This is a genomic window from Nocardia jiangxiensis NBRC 101359, from assembly GCF_000308615.1.
Taxonomy (GTDB): domain Bacteria; phylum Actinomycetota; class Actinomycetes; order Mycobacteriales; family Mycobacteriaceae; genus Nocardia; species Nocardia jiangxiensis.
The window spans coordinates 55,857-75,290 of sequence record NZ_BAGB01000002.1; the positions used below are offsets into that span (position 1 = coordinate 55,857).

The 19,434-nt window shown below is 67.6% G+C and carries 18 protein-coding genes; 7 read left to right on the plus strand and 11 right to left on the minus strand.

The window, feature by feature from the left end; genetic code table 11:
* Positions 1-121 precede the first annotated feature (121 nt).
* Both ON40_RS00410 and ON40_RS00415 read left to right on the plus strand, forming a co-directional pair.
* On the plus strand, positions 122-1,591 hold the full coding sequence (locus tag ON40_RS00410; protein WP_040817044.1) for a glutamate synthase subunit beta: 1,470 nt from the start codon (positions 122-124) through the stop codon (positions 1,589-1,591).
* A 318-nt stretch (positions 1,592-1,909) separates the two neighbouring features.
* On the plus strand, positions 1,910-2,821 hold the full coding sequence (locus ON40_RS00415; protein WP_083895298.1) for a cutinase family protein: 912 nt from the start codon (positions 1,910-1,912) through the stop codon (positions 2,819-2,821).
* Positions 2,822-2,896: 75 nt separating this feature from the next.
* Here ON40_RS00415 and ON40_RS00420 read toward each other — a convergent pair whose 3' ends face one another.
* Positions 2,897-3,139, minus strand: a complete 243-nt coding sequence (locus ON40_RS00420; RefSeq protein ID WP_245567596.1) for a hypothetical protein — start codon at positions 3,137-3,139, stop codon at positions 2,897-2,899.
* A 312-nt stretch (positions 3,140-3,451) separates the two neighbouring features.
* A complete protein-coding gene (locus ON40_RS00425) occupies positions 3,452-3,763 on the minus strand; it encodes a hypothetical protein (RefSeq protein WP_157186136.1) in 312 nt (103 codons plus the stop codon).
* A gap of 358 nt (positions 3,764-4,121) precedes the next feature.
* On the opposite strand from ON40_RS00425, the gene ON40_RS00430 reads away from it, so the two are divergent.
* Entirely contained in the window at positions 4,122-4,787 is a 666-nt protein-coding gene (locus ON40_RS00430) for a hypothetical protein (RefSeq protein WP_051192434.1), read from the plus strand.
* A gap of 9 nt (positions 4,788-4,796) precedes the next feature.
* On the opposite strand, the gene ON40_RS00435 is transcribed toward ON40_RS00430, so the two are convergent.
* Both ON40_RS00435 and lysX read right to left on the minus strand, forming a co-directional pair.
* Entirely contained in the window at positions 4,797-5,456 is a 660-nt protein-coding gene (locus tag ON40_RS00435; RefSeq protein WP_040817049.1) for a histidine phosphatase family protein, read from the minus strand.
* A gap of 67 nt (positions 5,457-5,523) precedes the next feature.
* Complete coding sequence (gene lysX / locus ON40_RS00440; RefSeq protein WP_245567597.1) at positions 5,524-9,027, minus strand: bifunctional lysylphosphatidylglycerol synthetase/lysine--tRNA ligase LysX; 3,504 nt, start codon at positions 9,025-9,027, stop codon at positions 5,524-5,526.
* Between lysX and ON40_RS00445 the strand changes: the two genes are divergently transcribed.
* Complete coding sequence (locus ON40_RS00445; RefSeq protein ID WP_040817051.1) at positions 9,026-9,250, plus strand: RNA-binding S4 domain-containing protein; 225 nt, start codon at positions 9,026-9,028, stop codon at positions 9,248-9,250. The two genes, lysX and ON40_RS00445, sit on opposite strands and share 2 nt — an antisense overlap.
* 15 nt (positions 9,251-9,265) lie before the next feature.
* On the opposite strand, the gene rraA is transcribed toward ON40_RS00445, so the two are convergent.
* The 6 genes from rraA to ON40_RS00475 form a co-directional block, all read right to left on the minus strand.
* A complete protein-coding gene (gene rraA, locus ON40_RS00450) occupies positions 9,266-9,751 on the minus strand; it encodes a ribonuclease E activity regulator RraA (RefSeq protein WP_040817053.1) in 486 nt (161 codons plus the stop codon).
* Positions 9,752-9,843: 92 nt separating this feature from the next.
* Complete coding sequence (locus ON40_RS00455) at positions 9,844-10,785, minus strand: CopD family protein (protein ID WP_040817055.1); 942 nt, start codon at positions 10,783-10,785, stop codon at positions 9,844-9,846.
* The gene (locus tag ON40_RS00460) at positions 10,782-11,321 is read right to left on the minus strand and encodes a copper resistance CopC family protein (RefSeq protein WP_040817057.1); all 540 of its coding nucleotides are present in this window, start codon (positions 11,319-11,321) and stop codon (positions 10,782-10,784) included. Before ON40_RS00460 ends, ON40_RS00455 begins: the two co-directional genes overlap by 4 nt.
* Positions 11,318-11,962: a YcnI family copper-binding membrane protein gene (locus ON40_RS00465; RefSeq protein WP_040817059.1), complete on the minus strand. Its 645-nt coding sequence runs from the start codon at positions 11,960-11,962 to the stop codon at positions 11,318-11,320. The genes ON40_RS00460 and ON40_RS00465 overlap by 4 nt, the downstream gene beginning before the upstream one ends.
* A 55-nt stretch (positions 11,963-12,017) precedes the next feature.
* Entirely contained in the window at positions 12,018-12,551 is a 534-nt protein-coding gene (locus ON40_RS00470) for a hypothetical protein (RefSeq protein WP_051192436.1), read from the minus strand.
* Between the two features lie 88 nt (positions 12,552-12,639).
* Positions 12,640-13,281 carry a DUF6474 family protein gene (locus ON40_RS00475; RefSeq protein WP_040817061.1) on the minus strand — a complete coding sequence of 214 codons (642 nt, stop codon included), beginning with the start codon at positions 13,279-13,281 and terminating at the stop codon, positions 12,640-12,642.
* A gap of 1,091 nt (positions 13,282-14,372) precedes the next feature.
* On the opposite strand from ON40_RS00475, the gene ON40_RS00480 reads away from it, so the two are divergent.
* The 3 genes from ON40_RS00480 (at position 14,373) to ON40_RS00490 (ending at position 18,480) form a co-directional block, all read left to right on the plus strand.
* Positions 14,373-16,049, plus strand: a complete 1,677-nt coding sequence (locus tag ON40_RS00480; protein ID WP_245567600.1) for a TM0106 family RecB-like putative nuclease — start codon at positions 14,373-14,375, stop codon at positions 16,047-16,049.
* A complete protein-coding gene (gene htpG, locus ON40_RS00485; RefSeq protein ID WP_040817064.1) occupies positions 16,046-18,004 on the plus strand; it encodes a molecular chaperone HtpG in 1,959 nt (652 codons plus the stop codon). The genes ON40_RS00480 and htpG overlap by 4 nt, the downstream gene beginning before the upstream one ends.
* A gap of 275 nt (positions 18,005-18,279) precedes the next feature.
* Positions 18,280-18,480: a cold-shock protein gene (locus ON40_RS00490; protein ID WP_040817067.1), complete on the plus strand. Its 201-nt coding sequence runs from the start codon at positions 18,280-18,282 to the stop codon at positions 18,478-18,480.
* Between the two features lie 104 nt (positions 18,481-18,584).
* On the opposite strand, the gene ON40_RS00495 is transcribed toward ON40_RS00490, so the two are convergent.
* Entirely contained in the window at positions 18,585-19,352 is a 768-nt protein-coding gene (locus ON40_RS00495; protein ID WP_040817069.1) for an SDR family NAD(P)-dependent oxidoreductase, read from the minus strand.
* Between the last annotated feature and the right edge of the window lie 82 nt (positions 19,353-19,434).

Here is a 19,434-nt window from a genome sequence, read left to right on the forward strand (position 1 = left end):
GAGTTCGTAGAGACGTCGATGCCGCGCTGTGACTATTCAAGGCCGCACGTGGGTAGAAACGTAGTGCGACGCACTGGAATTGATGGGTGCGCCGGGCTGGCGCTGACGTGTGGAGTCGACAATGGGTGACGCACAAGGCTTCCTGAAGCACACCAAACGTGAGCTTCCCTCGCGGCGGCCGGTGCCGCTGCGCTTGATGGACTGGCGTGAGGTCTACGAGGAGGGTTTCTCGCACGAAGCCCTCCAGACCCAGGCCAGCCGCTGCATGGACTGCGGGATTCCGTTCTGCCACAACGGATGTCCGCTCGGGAACCTGATTCCCGAGTGGAACGACCTGGTCTACAAGGGCCAGTGGCGCGACGGCATCGACCGGCTGCACGCGACCAACAACTTCCCGGAGTTCACCGGGCGGCTGTGCCCCGCGCCGTGCGAGGCGTCCTGCGTGCTGGGCATCAACCAGGATGCGGTGACCATCAAGCAGGTCGAGGTCGAACTCATCGAGAACGCCTTCGACGAGGGCTGGGTGACCCCGGTCTACCCGACCCGGCTGACCGGTAAGAAGGTCGCCGTGGTGGGTTCGGGTCCGGCCGGACTGGCCGCGGCGCAGCAGCTGACCCGCGCCGGGCACACCGTGACGGTCTTCGAGCGCGACGACCGCATCGGCGGTCTGATGCGTTACGGCATTCCGGAATTCAAGATGGAGAAGCGCTTCATCGACCGTCGTCTGGCGCAGATGGAGGCCGAGGGCACCGTCTTCCGGGCCGGGGTGAACGTGGGCGTGGACATCACCGCCGACCAGCTGCGCGAGCAGTTCCACGCGGTGGTGCTCGCCGGTGGCGCGACCATCGCGCGCGATCTGCCGGTGCCCGGACGGGACCTGGACGGGATCCATCAGGCGATGGAGTTCCTGCCGCTGTCCAACCGGGTGCAGCTCGGCGACCCGATCACCGACGAGGACGGCCTGCCGCCGATTCACGCCAAGGACAAGAAGGTCGTCATCATCGGTGGCGGCGACACCGGCGCGGACTGCCTGGGCACCTCGCACCGTCAGGGTGCGGAGAGTGTGCACCAGTTCGAGATCATGCCGCGTCCGCCGGAGGGGCGCGCGGATTCCACTCCGTGGCCGACCTATCCGCTGATGTACCGGGTCTCCTCGGCGCACGAGGAGGGTGGCGAGCGGGTCTACTCGGTCAACACCGAGCGGTTCGTCGGCGAGGACGGCAAGGTCACCGGGCTGCAGGCGCACGAGGTGCAGATGGTGAACGGTCGCTTCGAGAAGGTCGACGGCACCGATTTCACGCTCGAGGCCGATCTGGTGCTGCTGGCCATGGGCTTCACCGGTCCGCAGAAGCCGGGTCTGCTCGAGGATCTGGGCGTCGGCTACGACCAGCGCGGGAACGTCAAACGGGACAAGGGTTTCCAGACCACCGTTCCCGGTGTGTTCGTCGCCGGCGATATGGGCCGGGGTCAGTCGCTGATCGTGTGGGCCATCGCCGAGGGACGCTCGGCTGCCGCCTCGGTGGATGCCTTCCTCGAGGGCGAGTCGGCGCTGCCCACGCCGATCGCGCCGACGGCCGTCCCGCAGCGCTGATCAGGCGCCGAGCACAGCTCACAACGACAGAGCGCCCGCGAACATTGTTGTTCGCGGGCGCTTTTCGTCTTTTCGACCGATTTTCCGGCCTATCCGGATTGGAAGCCGGACGGGTTTCGGGCGCCGGATGGCAATGGCGAGTCCGCCCATCTATTGTTGATCACGGTGCGGTGTCGACGGGCAAACGTTCTGATTCCGGTCTCGCGAGAGTTCGGTAGTCTGTTCGCCCACGGTTAACCAAACTGCAATCCGGCTACCACACCATTGTCTGAAAGAACTTGGGATGCCCAGTCCTGGGCAGGCTGAAACTGGAGCGGTATGCGGTTGAAACGGGTTGCTGCGGCTGCGGCCGCGGTTGCGTTGTCGGGATTGTCGGGTGTGATCTTCGGAAGTGGTTCCGCGACAGCGGCTCCCACCTGCCCGAACCTATACGTCGTGGCCATTCCCGGTACCTGGGAGACCGGTCCGGACAAGGCCGAGCACATGCACGGTCCGGGCATGCTCGCGGGCGTTACCAGCAATATGCCCAGCGGCACGCGGGTCGACTACGTCAGCTACGCGGCCACCGCCTTCCCGTGGGAGGGCGACGTCTACGGCAAATCGAAGGCCCAGGCGGCCAACAACGCTCGCGGCATGATCAAGGCCATGGCGGCGCGGTGCGCGGCGACCAAGATCGCGATCGTCGGCTACAGCCAGGGCGCGGACGCGGCCGGTGACGTGGCCGCCGAGATCGGCACCGGCATCGGCGTGGTGCCGCCGAGCCGCATCTCCGGCGTCGGCCTGATCTCCGATCCGCGTCGTTCGCCCACCGACATCCAGGTCGGCCCGCATGCCGGCGGCGCCGGTGCGAGCGGTCCGCGCCCGGGTGGTTTCGGGTTCGTCAGCGATCGGGTGCGCACCATCTGCGATCCGCAGGATCTGTACTGCTCCACCAAGTCCGACGACTTCGTCACTCGTTTCGCGGGCTTCCTGGCGGAGACCTCGGACCCGAATCCGGCGAGCATGTGGCGCTACCAGCTCGAGGCCGGATCCATCGTGGGCGACCTGATGTCCAGCGGCGGTATCGGCACGCTGGGGACCCAGCTGAGCGAGGGCGCGAACAAGAAGCGCGTCCAGCAGCTGGAGAAGTTCTACGGGTCCGGTGCGCACACCTCCTACGGCAGCTACCACGTCGGCAACGGGCAGACCGCGGTCACCTGGATGCACGGCTGGCTCGCCGGAATGGCCTAGCGGCGCAGCATATTCGACCGATCGGCCAGGGCCGCTTCCCGCAGCGGAAGCGGCCCTGGCCGTGTCCGGGGTCGATCAGCCCGCGGAACCGGTCTGCGGCAGGAACTGCTGCGGACCCTGCGGGAACTGGGGGAACTGCGGTCCCTGCGGACCGGGGCCGTCGTGGCGGTGGTCGCCGCCACCCGGGCCGCCGCGGTGATCCCCGCCCGGTCCACCCGGGTGCTGCCAGTCGATGGCGGTCGCGTTCGGGGTGGCGGCGAATGCGGGGACGGCCACGGCCGCCACGGGAACCACGGCCAAGGCGCCGGCGATGGCCACGCGGCTCACGATACGGCGGGTGCGGGTTGTCTTCACGGGACTGCCTTTCGATAGATCTCCGGCCACCTGCTCGGTGGCTGTGGACTCCATCGAAACGTCCGTCACTGGGTCCGCATTAAGTCTCAGCTGGCAATTGGCTGGGACCGCGGGCGAATGTCGATCGTGCACGACGATCGGGCGGTTGGAATTGTGCCATGCCCCACATGAAGTCGCATCCGGAAAGGCGTCCGGAACAACGACGAGGGCCACTCCCTTGCGGGAGTGGCCCTCGTTCACCCGGTGGCCGTGTCGTCGGCGGTCACCGAGGGAGTATCAGCCGGCCGAACCGGTGGGCGGCGCCCACGGACCGTGGTTCCAGCCGTGGCCCCAGCCCGGCAGCCCGTGATCCCAGTCGTGGTGATCCCACCCGTGGTTCCAGTCCGGACCGGGAAGGCCCGGGAATCCGGGACCGTCGTGGTGGTCCCAGTCGTCGTGGTGCCGATCGACCTGGGTGGCCGAAGGGGCGATGGTGTCGGCCAGGGCCGGACCGGCCACCGCTGCGAGCGGAACCGCGGCCAGGGCGCCTGCGACGGCGACGCGGGCCACCAGTCGCCGGGAACGTGTCGACTTCCTCGTGGAGAGCAACGAACTGCCTTTCTCTGTAGAACATGACCGCACAGCACGGCGGTTCACAGTGTCCCATCGAACGACCGATCGCTAAGAGGACCGTCCGATAAACCTCACAGTTCGCTGTGAATTTCACACCGACTGTTCGAACGCGATATTACGGGGGTTATCCACAGAACCACACATTCGCGGCGGTGCTGGCGCATTTGCGACGATTGGTGCGTGCGTACAGAATTCGTGTGATCGAACTCCAGTCGGGAGTCCCCGCGGACGCATGTCGGCGAGTGATGGTGACCCGCAGGCGGATTCGCACTTGTTCGGATGCTGCACTACGCTCGGCCGTCGAGCTGTCCACCGTTAGGGGGATTTCCGGTCCATGACCGATTCCGTGCCCGAATCCACGTCACCGTCCGCGTCGCAATGGGTTGTCCAATCCGTGCCGCCCGAGTGGCAACCACCACAGGGTTTGATCGCCGCGGCGGCGGCCAATGCGGGTGGCTCGGTGATCGATATCGATCCGGCCTGGGTGGACGATCCGGACGGATACGTGCCGCCCGGCGCGGTGCGCGGACTGTTCCCGGTGGACGAGCAGGGGCAGCTGATCCGGGAATATCGCCGCAATACCGCACACACGCCGCCGCGGGACGACTTCCGCAATCTGTACGTGGACAACGAGGTTCCACTGATGGTGCTCGGCGACGATCCGGAGGGCACCGTCCGCGCATATCTGATGAACACGGTGACCTCGCAGGTCGAGGGCACCGAGGTGGAATGGATCTGGGTCGCGGACATACCGGGGCATCAGGTCGCCGGGAAGCCGATCGAGAACGATCAGGTCGCCGTCACCCGGGTCGCGCTGGGCATACCGTTCGCCATGTCGGTGCGGCCCCCCGAACGCGACCGTGAGGTGCTCGCGGGGACGTTCACCATCATCTGGGCCGGACTGGACGAACCCGAGCGTCGGGTGCGGCTGTGGCTCGATCTGGGGGAGTCGCTGGAATGGGCGGTGGAACAATTCCCCACCCGCATGCACGAGGTGTAGCAGGCGAATTCAGCGGCCGGGCAGATTCCGGGGCAGCAGATCCCAGACGTGACCATTCTCGTTGATCGTGGCCACCGTGCGATTCCCGGTGCGTGAGTACAGAATTCGAGTGATCGAACAATAGTCGATCGGAAAGGTCAGCGGGCGTTCCAGATCCAGGATCCGCTGCACCAGCGCATTGACCACCCCGCCGTGCGCGAAGGCCACCACGGTATCGGAATGGTCGGCCGCCGCCACGATCTCCTCGATCGCCCCCGAAACCCGCGCGAAGAATGCGTCGCCGTCGATCTGCTCGGGCAGATGTCCCGCCTTGATCCGGCGATACACCGCCGCGAATTCCGCCTGCGCGGAATCGGATCCCTCCGCAGCCTTGCGGGCGTCCTCGATCGGTACGTAGGCCGGTAGCTCCCGGTCGTATTCGGCGAGTCCGTCGAAAACGTCCACCGGCAGGCCGAATTTCGCGGCACTGGGCCCGGCGGTCGCGAAGGCCCGGCGTTGCGGACTCGACACGATGCGGGCGATGCGATGACCGCCCCCCTCGAGCCGGGCCAGCGCGTCGGGGACGCGCGCGGCCTGTTCGAGGCCGATCTCGGTCAGATCCGGATCGGCCGGACCGTCGGCGGTGATCAGACGCTCCGGTTGGGCATGACGTACCAGTACCAGCTGCACGTCATTACTGTGCCGTATGGGTGCGCACCGCCGTCATCCCGGCATGCCCCGGACGATGCGCAACCCCTCAGGTGCGTGGTTTGACCAGCGGGAACGGCAACGTCTCGCGGATACTGCGGCCGGTGATGAGCATGACCACCCGGTCCACGCCGACGCCCAGGCCACCGGTCGGGGGCATGGCGTGTTCGAGGGCCTGCAGGAAGTCCTCGTCCAGTTCCATCGCCTCCGGATCACCGCCGGCGGCCAGCAGGGACTGTTCGGTGAGCCGCTTGCGCTGTTCGATGGGATTGGTCAGCTCGCTGTACGCGGTGCCCAGCTCGACGCCCCAGGCCACCAGATCCCAGCGTTCGGCCACGCCCGCGATGCTGCGATGGGCGCGGGTCAACGGGGAGACCGAGGTGGGGAAGTCGATGTAGAAGGTCGGCTCCTCGGTGCGGTCCTCGACCAGGTGCTCGTACATCTCCAGCACGATCTGACCCTCGTCCCAGCCGCACTGGTACGGCACCTCGGCCCGGTCGCACAGCGCACGCAGCCGCTCGATATCGGTCTCGGCGGAGATCGTCTCGCCCAGGGCCTGCGAGATCGCATCGTGCACGGTCTTGACCGGCCAGTCCCCGGAGATGTCGACCTCGGCCAGCGAACCGTCCGGCTGCGGGCGCATGGCGACCATCTTCCCGTTCGCGGCGAGGGCGGCGTCCTGGATGAGCTGTCGGCAGGCGTGCATCATCCGCATGTAATCGCTGTGCGCCTCATAGGCTTCCAGAATCGTGAACTCCGGATTGTGGCTGTAGTCCACGCCCTCGTTGCGGAACACCCGACCCAGTTCGAACACCTTCTCCATACCGCCCACGCACAGCCGCTTCAGATACAGCTCGGGTGCGATGCGCAGATACAGGTCCAGGTCGTAGGCGTTGATGTGGGTCTGGAACGGGGTGGCGTTCGCGCCGCCGTGCACCTGTTGCAGCACCGGGGTCTCCACCTCGAGGAATCCCCAGCCGTTGAGCGTGTCCCGCAGCGAGCGGACCACCGCGCTGCGCTTGGCCAGGATCTCGCGGGTGTCGACGTTGATCGCCATGTCGACGTAGCGCTGGCGCACCCGGGCCTCGGGATCGGCCAGACCGCGCCACTTGTCCGGCAGCGGGTGCAGGCATTTGCCGATCATCCGCCAGTCCTGCGCCAGCAGCGACAACTCGCCGCGACGGCTGGCGCCGATCTGTCCGCTGACCTCGATCAGATCGCCCAGATCGAAGAATTCGTCGAATTCGTGCGCCCGGTCCGTGCCGACTCGTCCACGGTCGATGACCAGCTGGATATCGCCGGACCAGTCCCGCAGCACCGCGAAGATCACCCCGCCGTAATCGCGGATCCGCAGCAGCCGTCCGCATACCCGCACGGTCGTGCCCTTCGGTGAGCGACGCGCGTCCAGGACCGAATGGGTGGGCGGATAGGCGACCGGATAGGAGTCGATCCCGGCGGCCTCGAGCCGGGAGACCTTGTCCATCCGCACCCGGACCTGTTCCGGGCGACGCGGACCGCGCTGCTCGAGTTCCTCGGCGGGCAACTCCGGCGGGCTGCCGTCCGCGTGCAGTCCGGTCATGGTCGACGGGACGGCCGAGCGAATTCCGGTGTGCAGCATGGGGTCCGGCTGTGTGCCGAAGCGCGGCAGAAAACCCTCGGCCAGCGCGCTGGCCACGGCCACCCGGACCAGTTGGCGACGTTCCTCGAACAGCGAGAACCGCGGCACCCACTGCGGCTGATACTTCACATTGGACCGGTACAGCGCCTCGAGCTGCCACCAGCGCGAGAAGAACATCAGCACGCCGCGCCACAGCCGCAGCACCGGACCCGCGCCGATCCGCCCCCCCTCCTCGAAGACCGCGCGGAACACCGCGAAGTTCAGCGAGACCCGGGTGATGCCGTACTGCTCCGAACTCAGCGCCAGCTGGGAGATCATCAACTCCATGACGCCGTTGGGGCCCTTGGGATCTCGCCGCATCAACTCCAGCGAGACACCGGTGCGACCCCACGGGACCAGCGAGAGCATGCCCAGGACGCGTTCGTCGGATTCGGATTCGCCGGCGGCGACGGCCTCGACCAGCAGGCAGTCGCCGTCCAGTGGATCGCCCAGCCGGCCGAGCGCCATGGAGAATCCGCGTTCGGTCTCGGTGTCGCGCCAGGCGTCGGCGTTCGCGATGACCCGGGTGAACTCCTCGGGGGTGATTTCGTTGTGCCGCCGGATGCGCACGGTGATGCCCTGTTTGCGCAGGCGGTTCGCGGCCTGACGCACCTGCTTCATCTCCGGGCCCGCCAGGGAGAACGTGCGGGTCTCCAGAATCGCCTCGTCACCCAGGCGCAGTGCCGACAGCCCGGCTCGGCGATACGCGGTCGCGCCCAACTCGCTCGCGCCCATCACCGCCGGCGCCCAGCCGTACTGATCGGCCAGGCGCAACCACGCGTCGATGGCCTGCGGCCAGGCCTCCTTCGGACCGATCGGATCACCCGAGGCCAGGCAGACGCCCAGTTCCACGCGATAGGTGACCGCGGCCTTGCCGCTGGGCGCGAAGACGACGGCCTTGTCGCGTCGGGTGGCGAAGTACCCCAGCGAATCCTCGACGTCCGAACGTTCGAGCAGCCCGCGCAACGCCGATTCGTCCAGCCCGGTCAGCGCATTGGAGGCGCGCTGGGAGCTGAACAGCACCATCGCCGCCGCCATCACCGCGAGGAAACCGAAGAAACCCAGCAGCAGATCCACGAAATGTCTGGGGTGACCGTCGAAACTGTCGGTGCTGACCAGGATCGCCGCGGTCACCTTGGACACCGCCCAGGCCGGACGTTCCACACCGCGCGGCAACGTCCCGGGCAGCAACTCCACCAATCCCCAGCCGAGCAGGAATCCGGTGGTCAGCCCGCCCGCCAGGACACCGAGCGCCTTCCACACCGCCGCACGGCGGACCTGGGTGTAGAACTCGGGCCAGGCCGCGATCAGCAGACCGATCACCACGACGTGGACGATCAACGCGATCAGCGAACTGATATTGCGTTCGTCACCGAATTCGACGGCGTTGGCGGCCGCGAACGAGGCCATGTACGCCACCAGCAGCCACCACGCGATGCGTTTTCGGCTGGCCGTCGCACCCGCGAGCAGGCCGACGATCAACGCCCACACCAGCGAGGTCTCCGGGGCGTCGAAGTAGTAGTCGTCGATGTAGTGCCGCGGCACCTGCGTGATGAACCGCAGACCGGGCGAGATGCTCCACAGCGCACACAGCACCGCGAAGGTGCCCAGGACCAGTCCCGCCAGATGCGGAACCTCGCTGAGTCGTCCGTGTGCGCGGTGCGGAACCTCCGGAGAGCGCGGGGCGCGCTCGCCGTTGTGCGGTCGGTCGGTCTTGGAGCGCCGGCGCTCGGAAGGCGCTACGCCGGATGTCGATGTCACCGAACCAGTGTGAATGTTGACCTCGCTCGAATGCGGAACGTCGGCGTGCATGTTCGCGCCCCGCGCGGGCGCGTCGAGATCGCCGCGGGGGGTGGATGCGCCGCCGCGGGCGCGAAAGGTGAAGATGTTACCCATGTCGGATCCAGTCGATGTGCCGATCGAAGACGAGGTCATTCGACTCGGGCAATTCTTGAAGCTGGCCAACCTGATCGACAGCGGCTCGGAGGCCAAGACCGTGATCGCCGCCGGTCTGGTGCGCGTGAACGACGAGGTCGAACTGCGGCGGGGCCGTCAGCTGCAGGCCGGTGACGTGGTCACCATCGCCGGACATCGGGCCCGGGTCAGCAACGGGGCTTGACGCCGCGGCGCGGGCTCATTCGGCGCGGACGACGATTCCGTCGTGATCGCTGTACAGCATCTCGCCCGGGACGAAGGTGACGCCGCCGAATTCGACGGGTACGTCACGTTCGCCGGAACCGGTCTGGGTGCTCTTGCGCGGGTTGGTGCCCAGGGCCTTCAGGCCGATGTCCAGGGTGCGCAGGATCGCGGAATCGCGGACCGCGCCGTTGACCACGACACCGGACCAGCCGTTGCTCACGCCGCGCCCGGCGATGATGTCCCCGACCAGCGCGGTGTGCACACTTGCGCCGCCGTCGACGACCAGCACCCGGCCCTCGCCCGGCTCGCCCAGGGTCTGTTTGACCAGGAGGTTGTCCTGGAAACAGCGGATCGTGACGATGCGGCCCGCGAATACCTCGCGACCGCCGAACTGCGTGAATTGGGTGTCGCAACTACGGATCTCGGGACCGATCTCATCGGCGAGGTCTGCGGTGGCGACGGTGTTGGCTGATTCGGTCACGGCTGCAAGCTTGCCATGGTGCCCGTCAGCGTTCCCTGAGACCTTTCTGCGAGCTTCGTTCGGAGCTCGGAAACGCTGCCGGACCGAGGTGTTCAGGCCGTGACGGACAGGGTGGCAGCCAGGCCGAACACCACCGCGATCACCACGACTTCGGCGATCGCGCGACGCAGCGAGCTGTCCGCGGACAGGCGATGGTCCGCGGCCGCGGGCACCCAGCTGCGCCGCCACCACCAGCCCAGGACCAGCAGTCCGATCAGCAGGACCGCCTTGGCCAGCAGGATCCGGCCGTAACCGGTGTCCACCAGAGGTGTCAGTCCGCCGAGTTTGACCAGTCCGTCGATGATGCCGCTGACCGTGACCGCGGCCACCGCGGGCAGCGCCCAGGCCGAATATCGCGGCAGCACCCGGGCCCATTCGCCACGCGAACGCAGCACCAGGGTCAGGGCCAGCAGCAGTCCGAACCAGGCCGCCGCGGCCAGCACGTGCACGGCCGCGAAGACCGCCCCGAGAGGCTGCTGGGACATGTGTCCGGTGATCGGCCGCAGCTCCAGGGCCACGGCCGCGAACATCAGCACCAGATCGATCGCGGCCCGGTCCGGCTGCCGGTGGGCCAGGGCGCAGTATCCGGTCACCACGGCGGTCCCGACCAGGATCGCGATGCCGACCTGTCCGCTGCTGACATGGGCCAGATACGTGCCGAAAGCGTTCATCCCCAACCGGCTCACCGGCACCCCGACGACCTGGGCCGCGGCGCAGGCCAGCACCGCGAACTCCAGAACCGTCCAGATCCCGCCGACCACGGCCAGCTGCCGCCACGGCGGATCGATCCGGCGATGCAGCCGGGGCAGCGCGGCCAGTCCGACCACGGTGGCCCCGGCGCAGTCCGCAAGCGCGCGGACCGGCGCCTCGGACTGCAGCGGGTCCGTCGCGGCCAGCGCCCAGGCCAGGACCGTGCCCAGGACAGCGGCCGGGACGACCAGCAACAACGCCGACCGCAGGGCGGGGGAACCGCCGCCGGTCGTCTTCGGGCTCACCGCTTACTCGTCTTCTTCCCGCCGAGCAGTGCGAAGGCCAGTCCGCCACCGAACAGCACGACGGCCCCGACGATGAACACCCAGACCGGAACCCCGCCGGACCCGCCACCGCCGCCGGAGCTGCTCCCGGCGCTGGCCTTCGGTCCGGGTGTTCCGTGACCGGCCGTGGTGAGGGTGAAGCTGCGGGTCCCGCTGACCGGATGGCCGTCCGCGGAGGTCACCCGGTAGGCCATCGTGTACTTGCCCGCCGGACCGAGTTCGCGGACCGCCATGCTGACGCGCGGACCGTCCACGACGGGCTGTCCCTCGGACCACAGATTGCCGTCCGGACCGACCACGGTCACCGACGGGAAACTGGGCTGCAGATTCTCGTTGAACGTGAACGTCACCCGGGCCGGACCGGTGGACAGCTGCGCGCCGTCCGCCGGATCGACCGAGACGAGGATCGAATGTGCCGCGGCCGGACCGGCCCCCAGGACGGCCAGTCCGGCGGTCAGCAGCGCGATCGCGACCGCGCCGAGCGTCCGGCGGATCATGCGCGCCGACCCCGGATCAGCGCGCCCAGCCCCAGGGCCGCGCCGAGTGCGCCCAGGACCAGCCCGACACCGCCGAGCCAGCGGGCGGTGGAATCGGATTCGGAGGGGGTCGCCGACTCGGTCCCGGCGCTCATGGGGCCGGATCCGGCGGCGGCCAGGGTCAGCGTCGGGACCGGGTTGTCCGGCTCCTTGCCATCCGGGCCGGTCGGCTGATTCCAGCTGACGACCTTGCCGTCGCTGTAGGTCTGCACGGCCGGGAATTCGGCGTGGTCCTGCTTGGGCAGTGGCGCGACCAACACCGTGAACTGCTGGAACTGATCGGGTGCGATACCCGGGGTGCCGGGATCGGCGGTCCAGGTGACGGTCGTGTACTGATTCTTGTCGTTCTTGTCCAGTTTCGCGGTCCAGCCCGGCAGCGGCTGGGTGCGGGCCTCGTCCACCGCGGGCAGGGTGACCGCGAGGCTGGTCGTGGACGCGGTGTCCGATTCGTCGGGGACGCGGAAGGTCAGGACGGCGTCGCCGCCCTGGGTCGCGCCCGGTGAGGTGACGTGGACGTGGGCGGCGGCGGTGCCGGTGGCCAGCAGGGCCAGCGCGGCCGCGGCGCCCGTCGTGAGGAGGGCGCGCGAAATTCCGATGGGCATGAGTGTGCTTTCTGCGTGCAGTGATGAGGGTGCTGATCAGGGGAATGGGAGGTGATCAGACCGGCATCGGCGGTGCGCGCGAACCGAGGGATCCGGCGTGCAGTAGGCGGTGGATGTGCGGGGGCGCATCGAGCCAGCGGGGCGCGCGAGGTGCGGGCGGCAATGGCCGGGTCGGTCCGATGATGGTCCGGATCGCCCGGGAGACAACCGTGTACAGCCGTTCGGCGGCGATGATGAGTACTGCGCAGACCAGCGTCGCGAGCGCGTGCGCCGCGGCCATCGGACCGTTGTGCAGGCCGACGGCGGACAGGAATGTGCCTGCCGCACCGCAGGATTCGCGGCCCGCGGCCATCGAGTCCGATCCGGGGAGGGACAGCGCCAGATGCGCGGCCGACTGTCCGGCGGCCAGGGCGGCCAGAAGGGCTGTGCGGGAGGGGGTTCCGGCCGGGACCGGGAGCAGGGTCGCGATCGCACCGATTCCGGCTGCGGTGCACAGCAGCAAGGTCAGCGGCGCGGACCCCGGCCAGCCGCCGCCGGCCAGTCCGTGCGCGGCCACCGCGAGGGTGGCGACCGTCGCGCCGACCAGCACACCCCGAAAGGGCCCGGCGGCCGTTCGGCCTCCGGACCCCGGTGCTGGCGTGCGGTACATCGCCGGTCGGAAAAGATCGATGTGCGGGTCAGCGCACGCCCAGGCGTGCCAGGACGTCGGATTCGACGCCGGACAGCTCGTTGGAGATCGAGGTGTGCACCGCGCGACGACGCGGGGCGGGCATCTGCTCGGCGGTGCGGACCGCGGCGGTCAGGCTGTTCAGCCGGTCCCGCGAGGCGGTGATGAACTGCTGGGTCTCGGCGTCCTTGGCGGCGGAGTCGGCGATCTCGGACAGCGCCGATTCCGCGCCGCTGATCCGCGCCTGCAGCCGTGCGCCATGTCCGGAGTAGTCGCCGAGCTGGTCCAGCCCGATGCCCAGCCGGTGCGCGCGGCGGGTGTCGATCTGCCCGCGCAGGAAGGTCGCGGCGCGGTAGGCCAGCGGTGCGAGCACGGGGATCAGGACCCGGGCCACGCCCAGATACTTCTTGATCTGCCCGGCGCTGAACAACTCTCGCTCGGCCTTCTCGGCCGTCTTCAGCGCGGCCTTCTCCTCGGCCTTGAGCGTCGTGATCTGCTGTTTGGCCACCGCGCGCTGGGTGCGCGCCTCGACCCGATTGCGTCTGCGCTCGTTGCGCGCCCCGAGCTTGGCCTCCAGCCCAGCCTTGTGCTTGAGGGCCTTCGCCTCGGCTTTGCGGTCCGCGCGCCGCTTGCGCTTGGTGAACAACCCCATTGCAGCCTCCGTATCTTTGGCCTTCGCTTCGCTCCGGCGGGGTTTGCGGCCCCTGAGGCTCGCCGTTTCGGGGCCGCCGCTTGCTCCTTCGTCGCGTGCGCGGCGACCCCGAAACGGCGAGCCGGCCGCAAACCCGTTGTGGTTGCGCTGTGCCCTGTCGCCGTTGGTTCGCGGTGGCCTACCGGCCAGTTTTGCGTGGTACGTACTCGGTGAAATGTATACCCGACTCGGGTTCTCCTAGCACCACAGCATGTGAGTTCGCGGGCACACAGTTGTGAGTTCGGGGCGGTCGGCTCCGGCGCATCTCCGAAGTGCGGAGTCCAAGATCAGCCCGGGCTCGTCAATCCCCGATAACGCCGGCTCCAAGCCTGCGGCCCGGGCGATTCCGTGTGACGAAGCGGCGGAGCGCAGCGACCGAGCCAAAGGAGGCAGAGTCCTGAGGCACCCGGGTAACGACAGCACCCAAGGCCGCGCCCTGGGCCGATTCCGGCCTGACGGAGCGGGAGAGCAGCCACTGAGCCAAGAAGGCAGGGAGCCCTGGGACAACCCAGGCCCGTTCACCCGGGATAACACCAACTCTGAAGGCCGCTTCCTGGGCCGATTCCGGCTTGACGGAGCCGGGAGCGCAGCCACTGAACCAAGAAGGCAGGACCCCAGGGACCACCCAGGCCCGTCCACCCCAGGTAACGCCAACACCGACGGCCGCGGCCCGGGTCGATTCCGGCTTGACGGAGCCGGGAGCGCAGCCACTGAGCCAAAGAAGGGCAGAGTCCTGGGACAACCCAGGGTCCTGGGACAACCCAGGCCCGTCCACCCGGGGTAACGCCAACTCCGAAGGCCGCGGCCCGGGTCGATTCTGGACTGACCGGAGCGGGGGAGCGAAGCGGGGGAGCGGAGGGAGGGAAGAATCGGCCCTCAGGGGGCCGCGGCCCCGCCGGAGCGCAGCGGAGGCCGAAGACACAGTGTCGGTGGTGGGGACCATACTGCTAGGTGTGGAATCGGGCAGTGGTGACCGAGAAGGTCTCGAGGACAACGGCAATCCGGCGCGCGGGCAGGGGGCTTCGGTGCAGGGTGGCGGGTCCGATTCCGGTGTGTCCGAACGGGAGCGGAGTGGGCGGGGGGCGTTTCTGGATGCGCGGTCGTTGATCGGGTGTCGGCATCGGTTGCATCTGACTGCCACGTATCCGCGGGTGCTGTCGGGGGTTGCCGAGGATGCGGGGGTGCAGCAGCGGCGGGATGCGGCCGTCGCGCATCGGGAGCATGTGCGTGACACGCTGGTCGCGGTTCAGCCCGAGCAGTGGGTGGTGATCGATCCGGCGCAGCCTGCCGCGGTGCGCGCGGAGGCGACCATGCAGGCGTGTTCGGAAGGGGCGCTGCATATCTGGGGTGCGGTGCTGCCGCAGGAGCCCGATACCGGGCGGCGCGGGGGTTCGGAGATCCTGCTGCGGGATCGGATGCGCGGCGGTTATATCCCGGTGATCGTGGTCAATCACAAGGTGACCGATGCCCGCCAGCCCGATCCGGCCGACCATCACCCGCTGACTTCCGATCTGTACCAATGGAATCCGCAGCCGGACCGGCATGTGCGCACCCGCACGCAGCCGCGCGACCAGCAGCGCCTGGCGCATCTGTATCGCATGTTGCAGCGGCACGGTCTGGCCAGTCCGGCCCTGGTCGGCGGCGCGATCGGCCTGGCTTTCGATCGCATTCTGATCCACGATCTGACCGGACTGCTGGACGATTACGACCGCCGTTACGCCGATCGGATCGCGGTGATCCGCGGCGAGCTGCCGACGGTGCCGTCCAAGGTGCCCGAATGCCGGCAGTGCCCGTGGTGGTCCCGGTCGGGCACGCCCGACGAGCTCAGCTGTGAGCGCTGGCTGACCGAACATCACGATGTCAGCCTGGTCGCGCCGGGCTCCCGCGCGGAGCTGCTGCGTCGTCACGACGTGGAGACGGTCGAGGAACTGGCCGGGTGGTCGGGGGAGGCGCCGGACGACTGGCAGTACGAGCCGTTCGCCGAGGCGGTGGTCACCGCCCGCGCCTGGATCTCCGGCGCGCCGCTGGTCCGGCGGGTCGAGCGGTTGCAGGTGCGCCGCGCGGATGTCGAGGTGGACGTGGACCTGGAGAGCTATCAGGAATACGGCGCATACCTGTGGGGCACGCTGCTGGACGGGGTGTACCGGCCGTTCGTGACCTGGGATCCGGTGCCCACACAGGACGAGGGGCGCTCGTTCGCCGAATTCTGGACCTGGCTGATGGCCCGGCGCACCGAGGCCGCCGCGACCGGGAAAACCTTTGCCGCCTACTGCTATTCGCGTAACGCCGAGGACAAGTGGATGTACGAGTCGGCGCGCCGGTTCGCGGGTATGCCGGGCGTGCCCACCGAACAGCAGGTGCGCGAATTCGTGGACGGCCCGGAATGGGTGGACATGTTCCAGGTGGTCTCCGAGCAGTTCATCTGCCCGAACGGCAAGGGTTTGAAGAAGGTCGCGCCGGTCGCCGGTTTCGCCTGGCGCGATGCCGAGGCCGGCGGTGAGGCGTCGATGAGCTGGTATCGCCTGGCGGTCGGCTACGACGACGGCGAGATCGATCTCACCCAGCGCACCAGACTGCTGGAGTACAACGAGGACGATGTGCGCGCGACGCAGGCGTTGCGCGAATGGATGGTTCCTTCGGCGCCCGGCGGCCGCAGCGCCGAGGCCGAGGTGCCGAGCATGGCGGACTTTCGCGAGCCCGATCACCCCCGACGTACTATCGGCACGTGACTGAGCACGTCGAGAAACTCGAGTTTCAGGCCGAGACCCATCAGCTTCTGGAATTGATGATCCACTCGGTCTACTCCAACAAGGACACATTCCTGCGGGAACTGATCTCCAACGCCTCCGATGCCCTGGACAAGCTGCGCCTGCTGTCCTATCAGGACAAGGATCTCGAGGTCGACACCGCCGATCTGCACATCGAGCTGGAAGTCGACAAGGACAACCGGATCCTGACCGTCCGCGACAACGGTGTGGGCATGTCGCGCGCCGAGGTGGTGGATCTGATCGGCACGCTGGCCAAGTCCGGCACCGCCCAGCTGCGCAAGCAGTTGCTCGAGGCGAAGCCCGATCAGGCGGCCGAGGAGTTGATCGGCCAGTTCGGCATCGGTTTCTATTCGACATTCATGGTGGCCGACAAGGTCACCTTGACCACCCGTAAGGCAGGTGAGTCGGAGGCGACCCGCTGGGAGTCCGCGGCCGGTTCGTCGAGCTACACCATCGAGACGCTGGATTCCGCGCCGCAGGGCACCGCGGTGTCCCTGCATCTGATGCCCGCGGACGAGGACGATCACCTCTTCGACTACACGCAGGAGTGGAAGCTCCGCGAGATCGTCAAGAAGTACTCCGATTTCATCGCCTGGCCGATCCGCATGCAGGTCGAGCGGACCGTCACCGAGGGTGAAGGGGAGGAGAAGGAAGAGAAGACGATCCTCGAGGATCAGACGCTCAATTCGCAGAAGGCGCTGTGGACGCGCCCGCGCAGCGAGGTCTCCGACGAGGAGTACAAGGAGTTCTACAAGCACGTCTCGCACGCCTGGGACGATCCACTGGAGATCATCCCGTTCAAGGCCGAGGGCACATTCGAATATCAAGCGCTGCTGTTCATTCCGTCGCAGGCGCCGTTCGATCTGTTCATGCGCGAGCATCAGCGCGGCGTGCAGCTGTACGTGCGCCGGGTGTTCATCATGGACAACTGCGAAGAGTTGATGCCGGAGTATCTGCGCTTCGTCAAGGGTGTGGTCGACGCACAGGACCTCTCGCTCAACGTCTCTCGCGAGATCCTGCAGCAGGACCGGCAGATCCAGGCGATCCGCAAACGTCTTGTGCGCAAGGTGCTCTCGACGGTGAAGGATCTGCAGCAGGCCGAGGACAAGACCTCGTACGAGACGTTCTGGCGGGAGTTCGGGCGAGTTCTCAAGGAGGGCTTGCTGTCCGACTTCGACAACCGCGAAACCCTGTTGCAGGTCTCGTCTTTCGCGTCCACGCATTCGGACGAGAAGCCGACCTCGCTGGCGGACTATGTGGCGCGCATGGCCGAGGGCCAGGACAAGATCTTCTACATGACCGGCGAATCGCGTCGGCAGATCGAGGCATCCCCGCACATGGAGGCGTTCAAGGCCAAGGGCCTCGAGGTGCTGGTGCTCACCGATCCGGTCGACGAGATGTGGGTCGGTCAGGTCACCGAATTCGACGGCAAGGCGTTCCAGTCCATCGCCAAGGGTGAGGTGGATCTGGAGTCCGAGGAGGAGAAGAAGGCCTCCGAGCAGCTGCGTGAGCAGCAGGACAAGGAATTCGGCGAGGTGTGCACCTGGCTGCAGAAGGCCCTGGACGACAGCATCAAGCAGGTCCGGCTCAGCTCGCGTCTGACCACTTCGCCCGCCTGCCTGGTCGGGGACGTCTTCGACTTCACCCCGCAGCTGGAGCGGATGTACCGCGCGTCGGGGCAGGCGCTTCCGGAATCCAAGCGGATCCTGGAGCTGAATCCGACCCACCCGCTGGTGACGGGTCTGCGCGAGGCATATCTGAAGGACAAGGAGTCCGCCGATGCCGGTGACTCCGTCGAACTCGCCGAGACCGCCGAATTGCTGTACGGCACTGCGGTTCTCGCCGAGGGTGGGGAGTTGAAGGATCCGGCGCACTTCGCCGGGGTGCTCACCGATCGGCTGACCCGCACGCTGTAGCCGCACCGTGCGCACGGGCCTGCGCCTCGTCGGCGGGGCCCGTGCGCACGAATTGTGATCCAGATCACTGTATTGGTGATCTCGGAACTCGGCCCGCGACCAGGGTGTTATACATGTTGGTCGCAGTTTTTGTGTGCTCGTGTTTCAACATGCTCGCGCGGAACATTGTGCGGGCGTCGCTTCTCCTTGCCGGGCAAGTAGTAGTCGCCGTCTGGATGCGACCACCCGGTCATCGCGGTCCGCGGCGATCGGACAACACCTCGTCAGGAGAAATAATGGTTCAGGGAACCGTGAAGTGGTTCAACGCGGAGAAGGGCTACGGCTTCATCTCCCACGACGGCGGCGCCGACGTATTCGTGCACTACTCGGAGATCGAGGGTAACGGGTACAAGGCCCTCGAGGAGGGGCAGAGCGTCACCTTCGAGATCACCCAGGGCAAGAAGGGCCCGCAGGCTTCCGGCGTTCGCGCCCAGTAGTCGTCGATCCCGGACGTCCGGCCCGGGGATCCGACTGCGTCACGCGGTCGAACGACATCAGGCCCGCACCGAGTTCCGGTGCGGGCCTGATTTTTTCGGCAGAATTACCGCGGCGCCATGCGCAGCGCGCCGTCCATCCGGAAGGTCTCGCCGTTGAGGTAGTCGTGCTCGGTGATGTACTGCGCCAGCTGCGCGTACTCGTCCGGGCGGCCCAGCCGCGAGGGGAACGGCACGCCGGCCTCGAGGCCCTTGCGGTACTCCTCGGTGACACCGGCCAGCATGGGGGTGTCGATGATGCCGGGGGCGATGGTGTTCACCCGGATGCCGAACTGTGCCAGGTCACGTGCGGCCGGAACGGTCATTCCGGCGACGCCGCCCTTGGACGCGGAGTAGGCGATCTGGCCGATCTGACCCTCGAATGCCGCCACCGACGCGGTGTTGATCACCACGCCACGCTGGCCGTACTCGTCGATGGCCTCGGTCTTGGAGATCGCGTCGGCGGCCACGCGCATCACGTTGAACGTGCCCAGCAGGTTGACCGTGATTACCGTGCGGAACAGCTCCAGATCGTGCGGGCCGTTCTTGGACAGGATCCGTCCCGCCCAGCCGACTCCGGCGCAGTTGACCACGATGCGCAGCGGGACGCCGGATTCCACGACCGTCGTGACCGAGGTGGTGACCTCATCGCCGCTGGTCACATCGGTGGGGAGCAGGATGACACCGGCGGGAACGCTGTCGCCTGCCCGTTCGATCGACTGCTGCAGATCGAATCCGAATACGGTCGCGCCCTGGTCGGCGAACCGCTTGGCGGTCGCGGCACCCAGGCCGGACGCAGCGCCGGTGATGATTGCGGCAGAGCCCGAAATCTCCACGGTGTTTGGTCCTCTCGTTGGTGACGGCCCTTCGCTGGCCTTCCGTCAAGAGGAACAGTAACCGTCTTACCGATCGGTGGCG

Bases quoted from the DNA above. Each gene is read 5' to 3' on its own strand.
- ON40_RS00410 (WP_040817044.1), top strand. From the start codon at position 122: ATGGGTGACGCACAAGGCTTCCTGAAGCACACCAAACGTGAGCTTCCC.
- ON40_RS00460 (WP_040817057.1), bottom strand. From the start codon at position 11,321: ATGATCCGCCGGACGCTCGGCGCGGTCGCGATCGCGCTGCTGACCGCC.
- lysX (WP_245567597.1), bottom strand. From the start codon at position 9,027: ATGGGTAACATCTTCACCTTTCGCGCCCGCGGCGGCGCATCCACCCCC.
- ON40_RS00465 (WP_040817059.1), bottom strand. From the start codon at position 11,962: ATGCCCATCGGAATTTCGCGCGCCCTCCTCACGACGGGCGCCGCGGCC.
- ON40_RS00415 (WP_083895298.1), top strand. From the start codon at position 1,910: ATGCGGTTGAAACGGGTTGCTGCGGCTGCGGCCGCGGTTGCGTTGTCG.
- ON40_RS00490 (WP_040817067.1), top strand. From the start codon at position 18,280: ATGGTTCAGGGAACCGTGAAGTGGTTCAACGCGGAGAAGGGCTACGGC.
- ON40_RS00445 (WP_040817051.1), top strand. From the start codon at position 9,026: ATGTCGGATCCAGTCGATGTGCCGATCGAAGACGAGGTCATTCGACTC.
- ON40_RS00475 (WP_040817061.1), bottom strand. From the start codon at position 13,281: ATGGGGTTGTTCACCAAGCGCAAGCGGCGCGCGGACCGCAAAGCCGAG.
- ON40_RS00430 (WP_051192434.1), top strand. From the start codon at position 4,122: ATGACCGATTCCGTGCCCGAATCCACGTCACCGTCCGCGTCGCAATGG.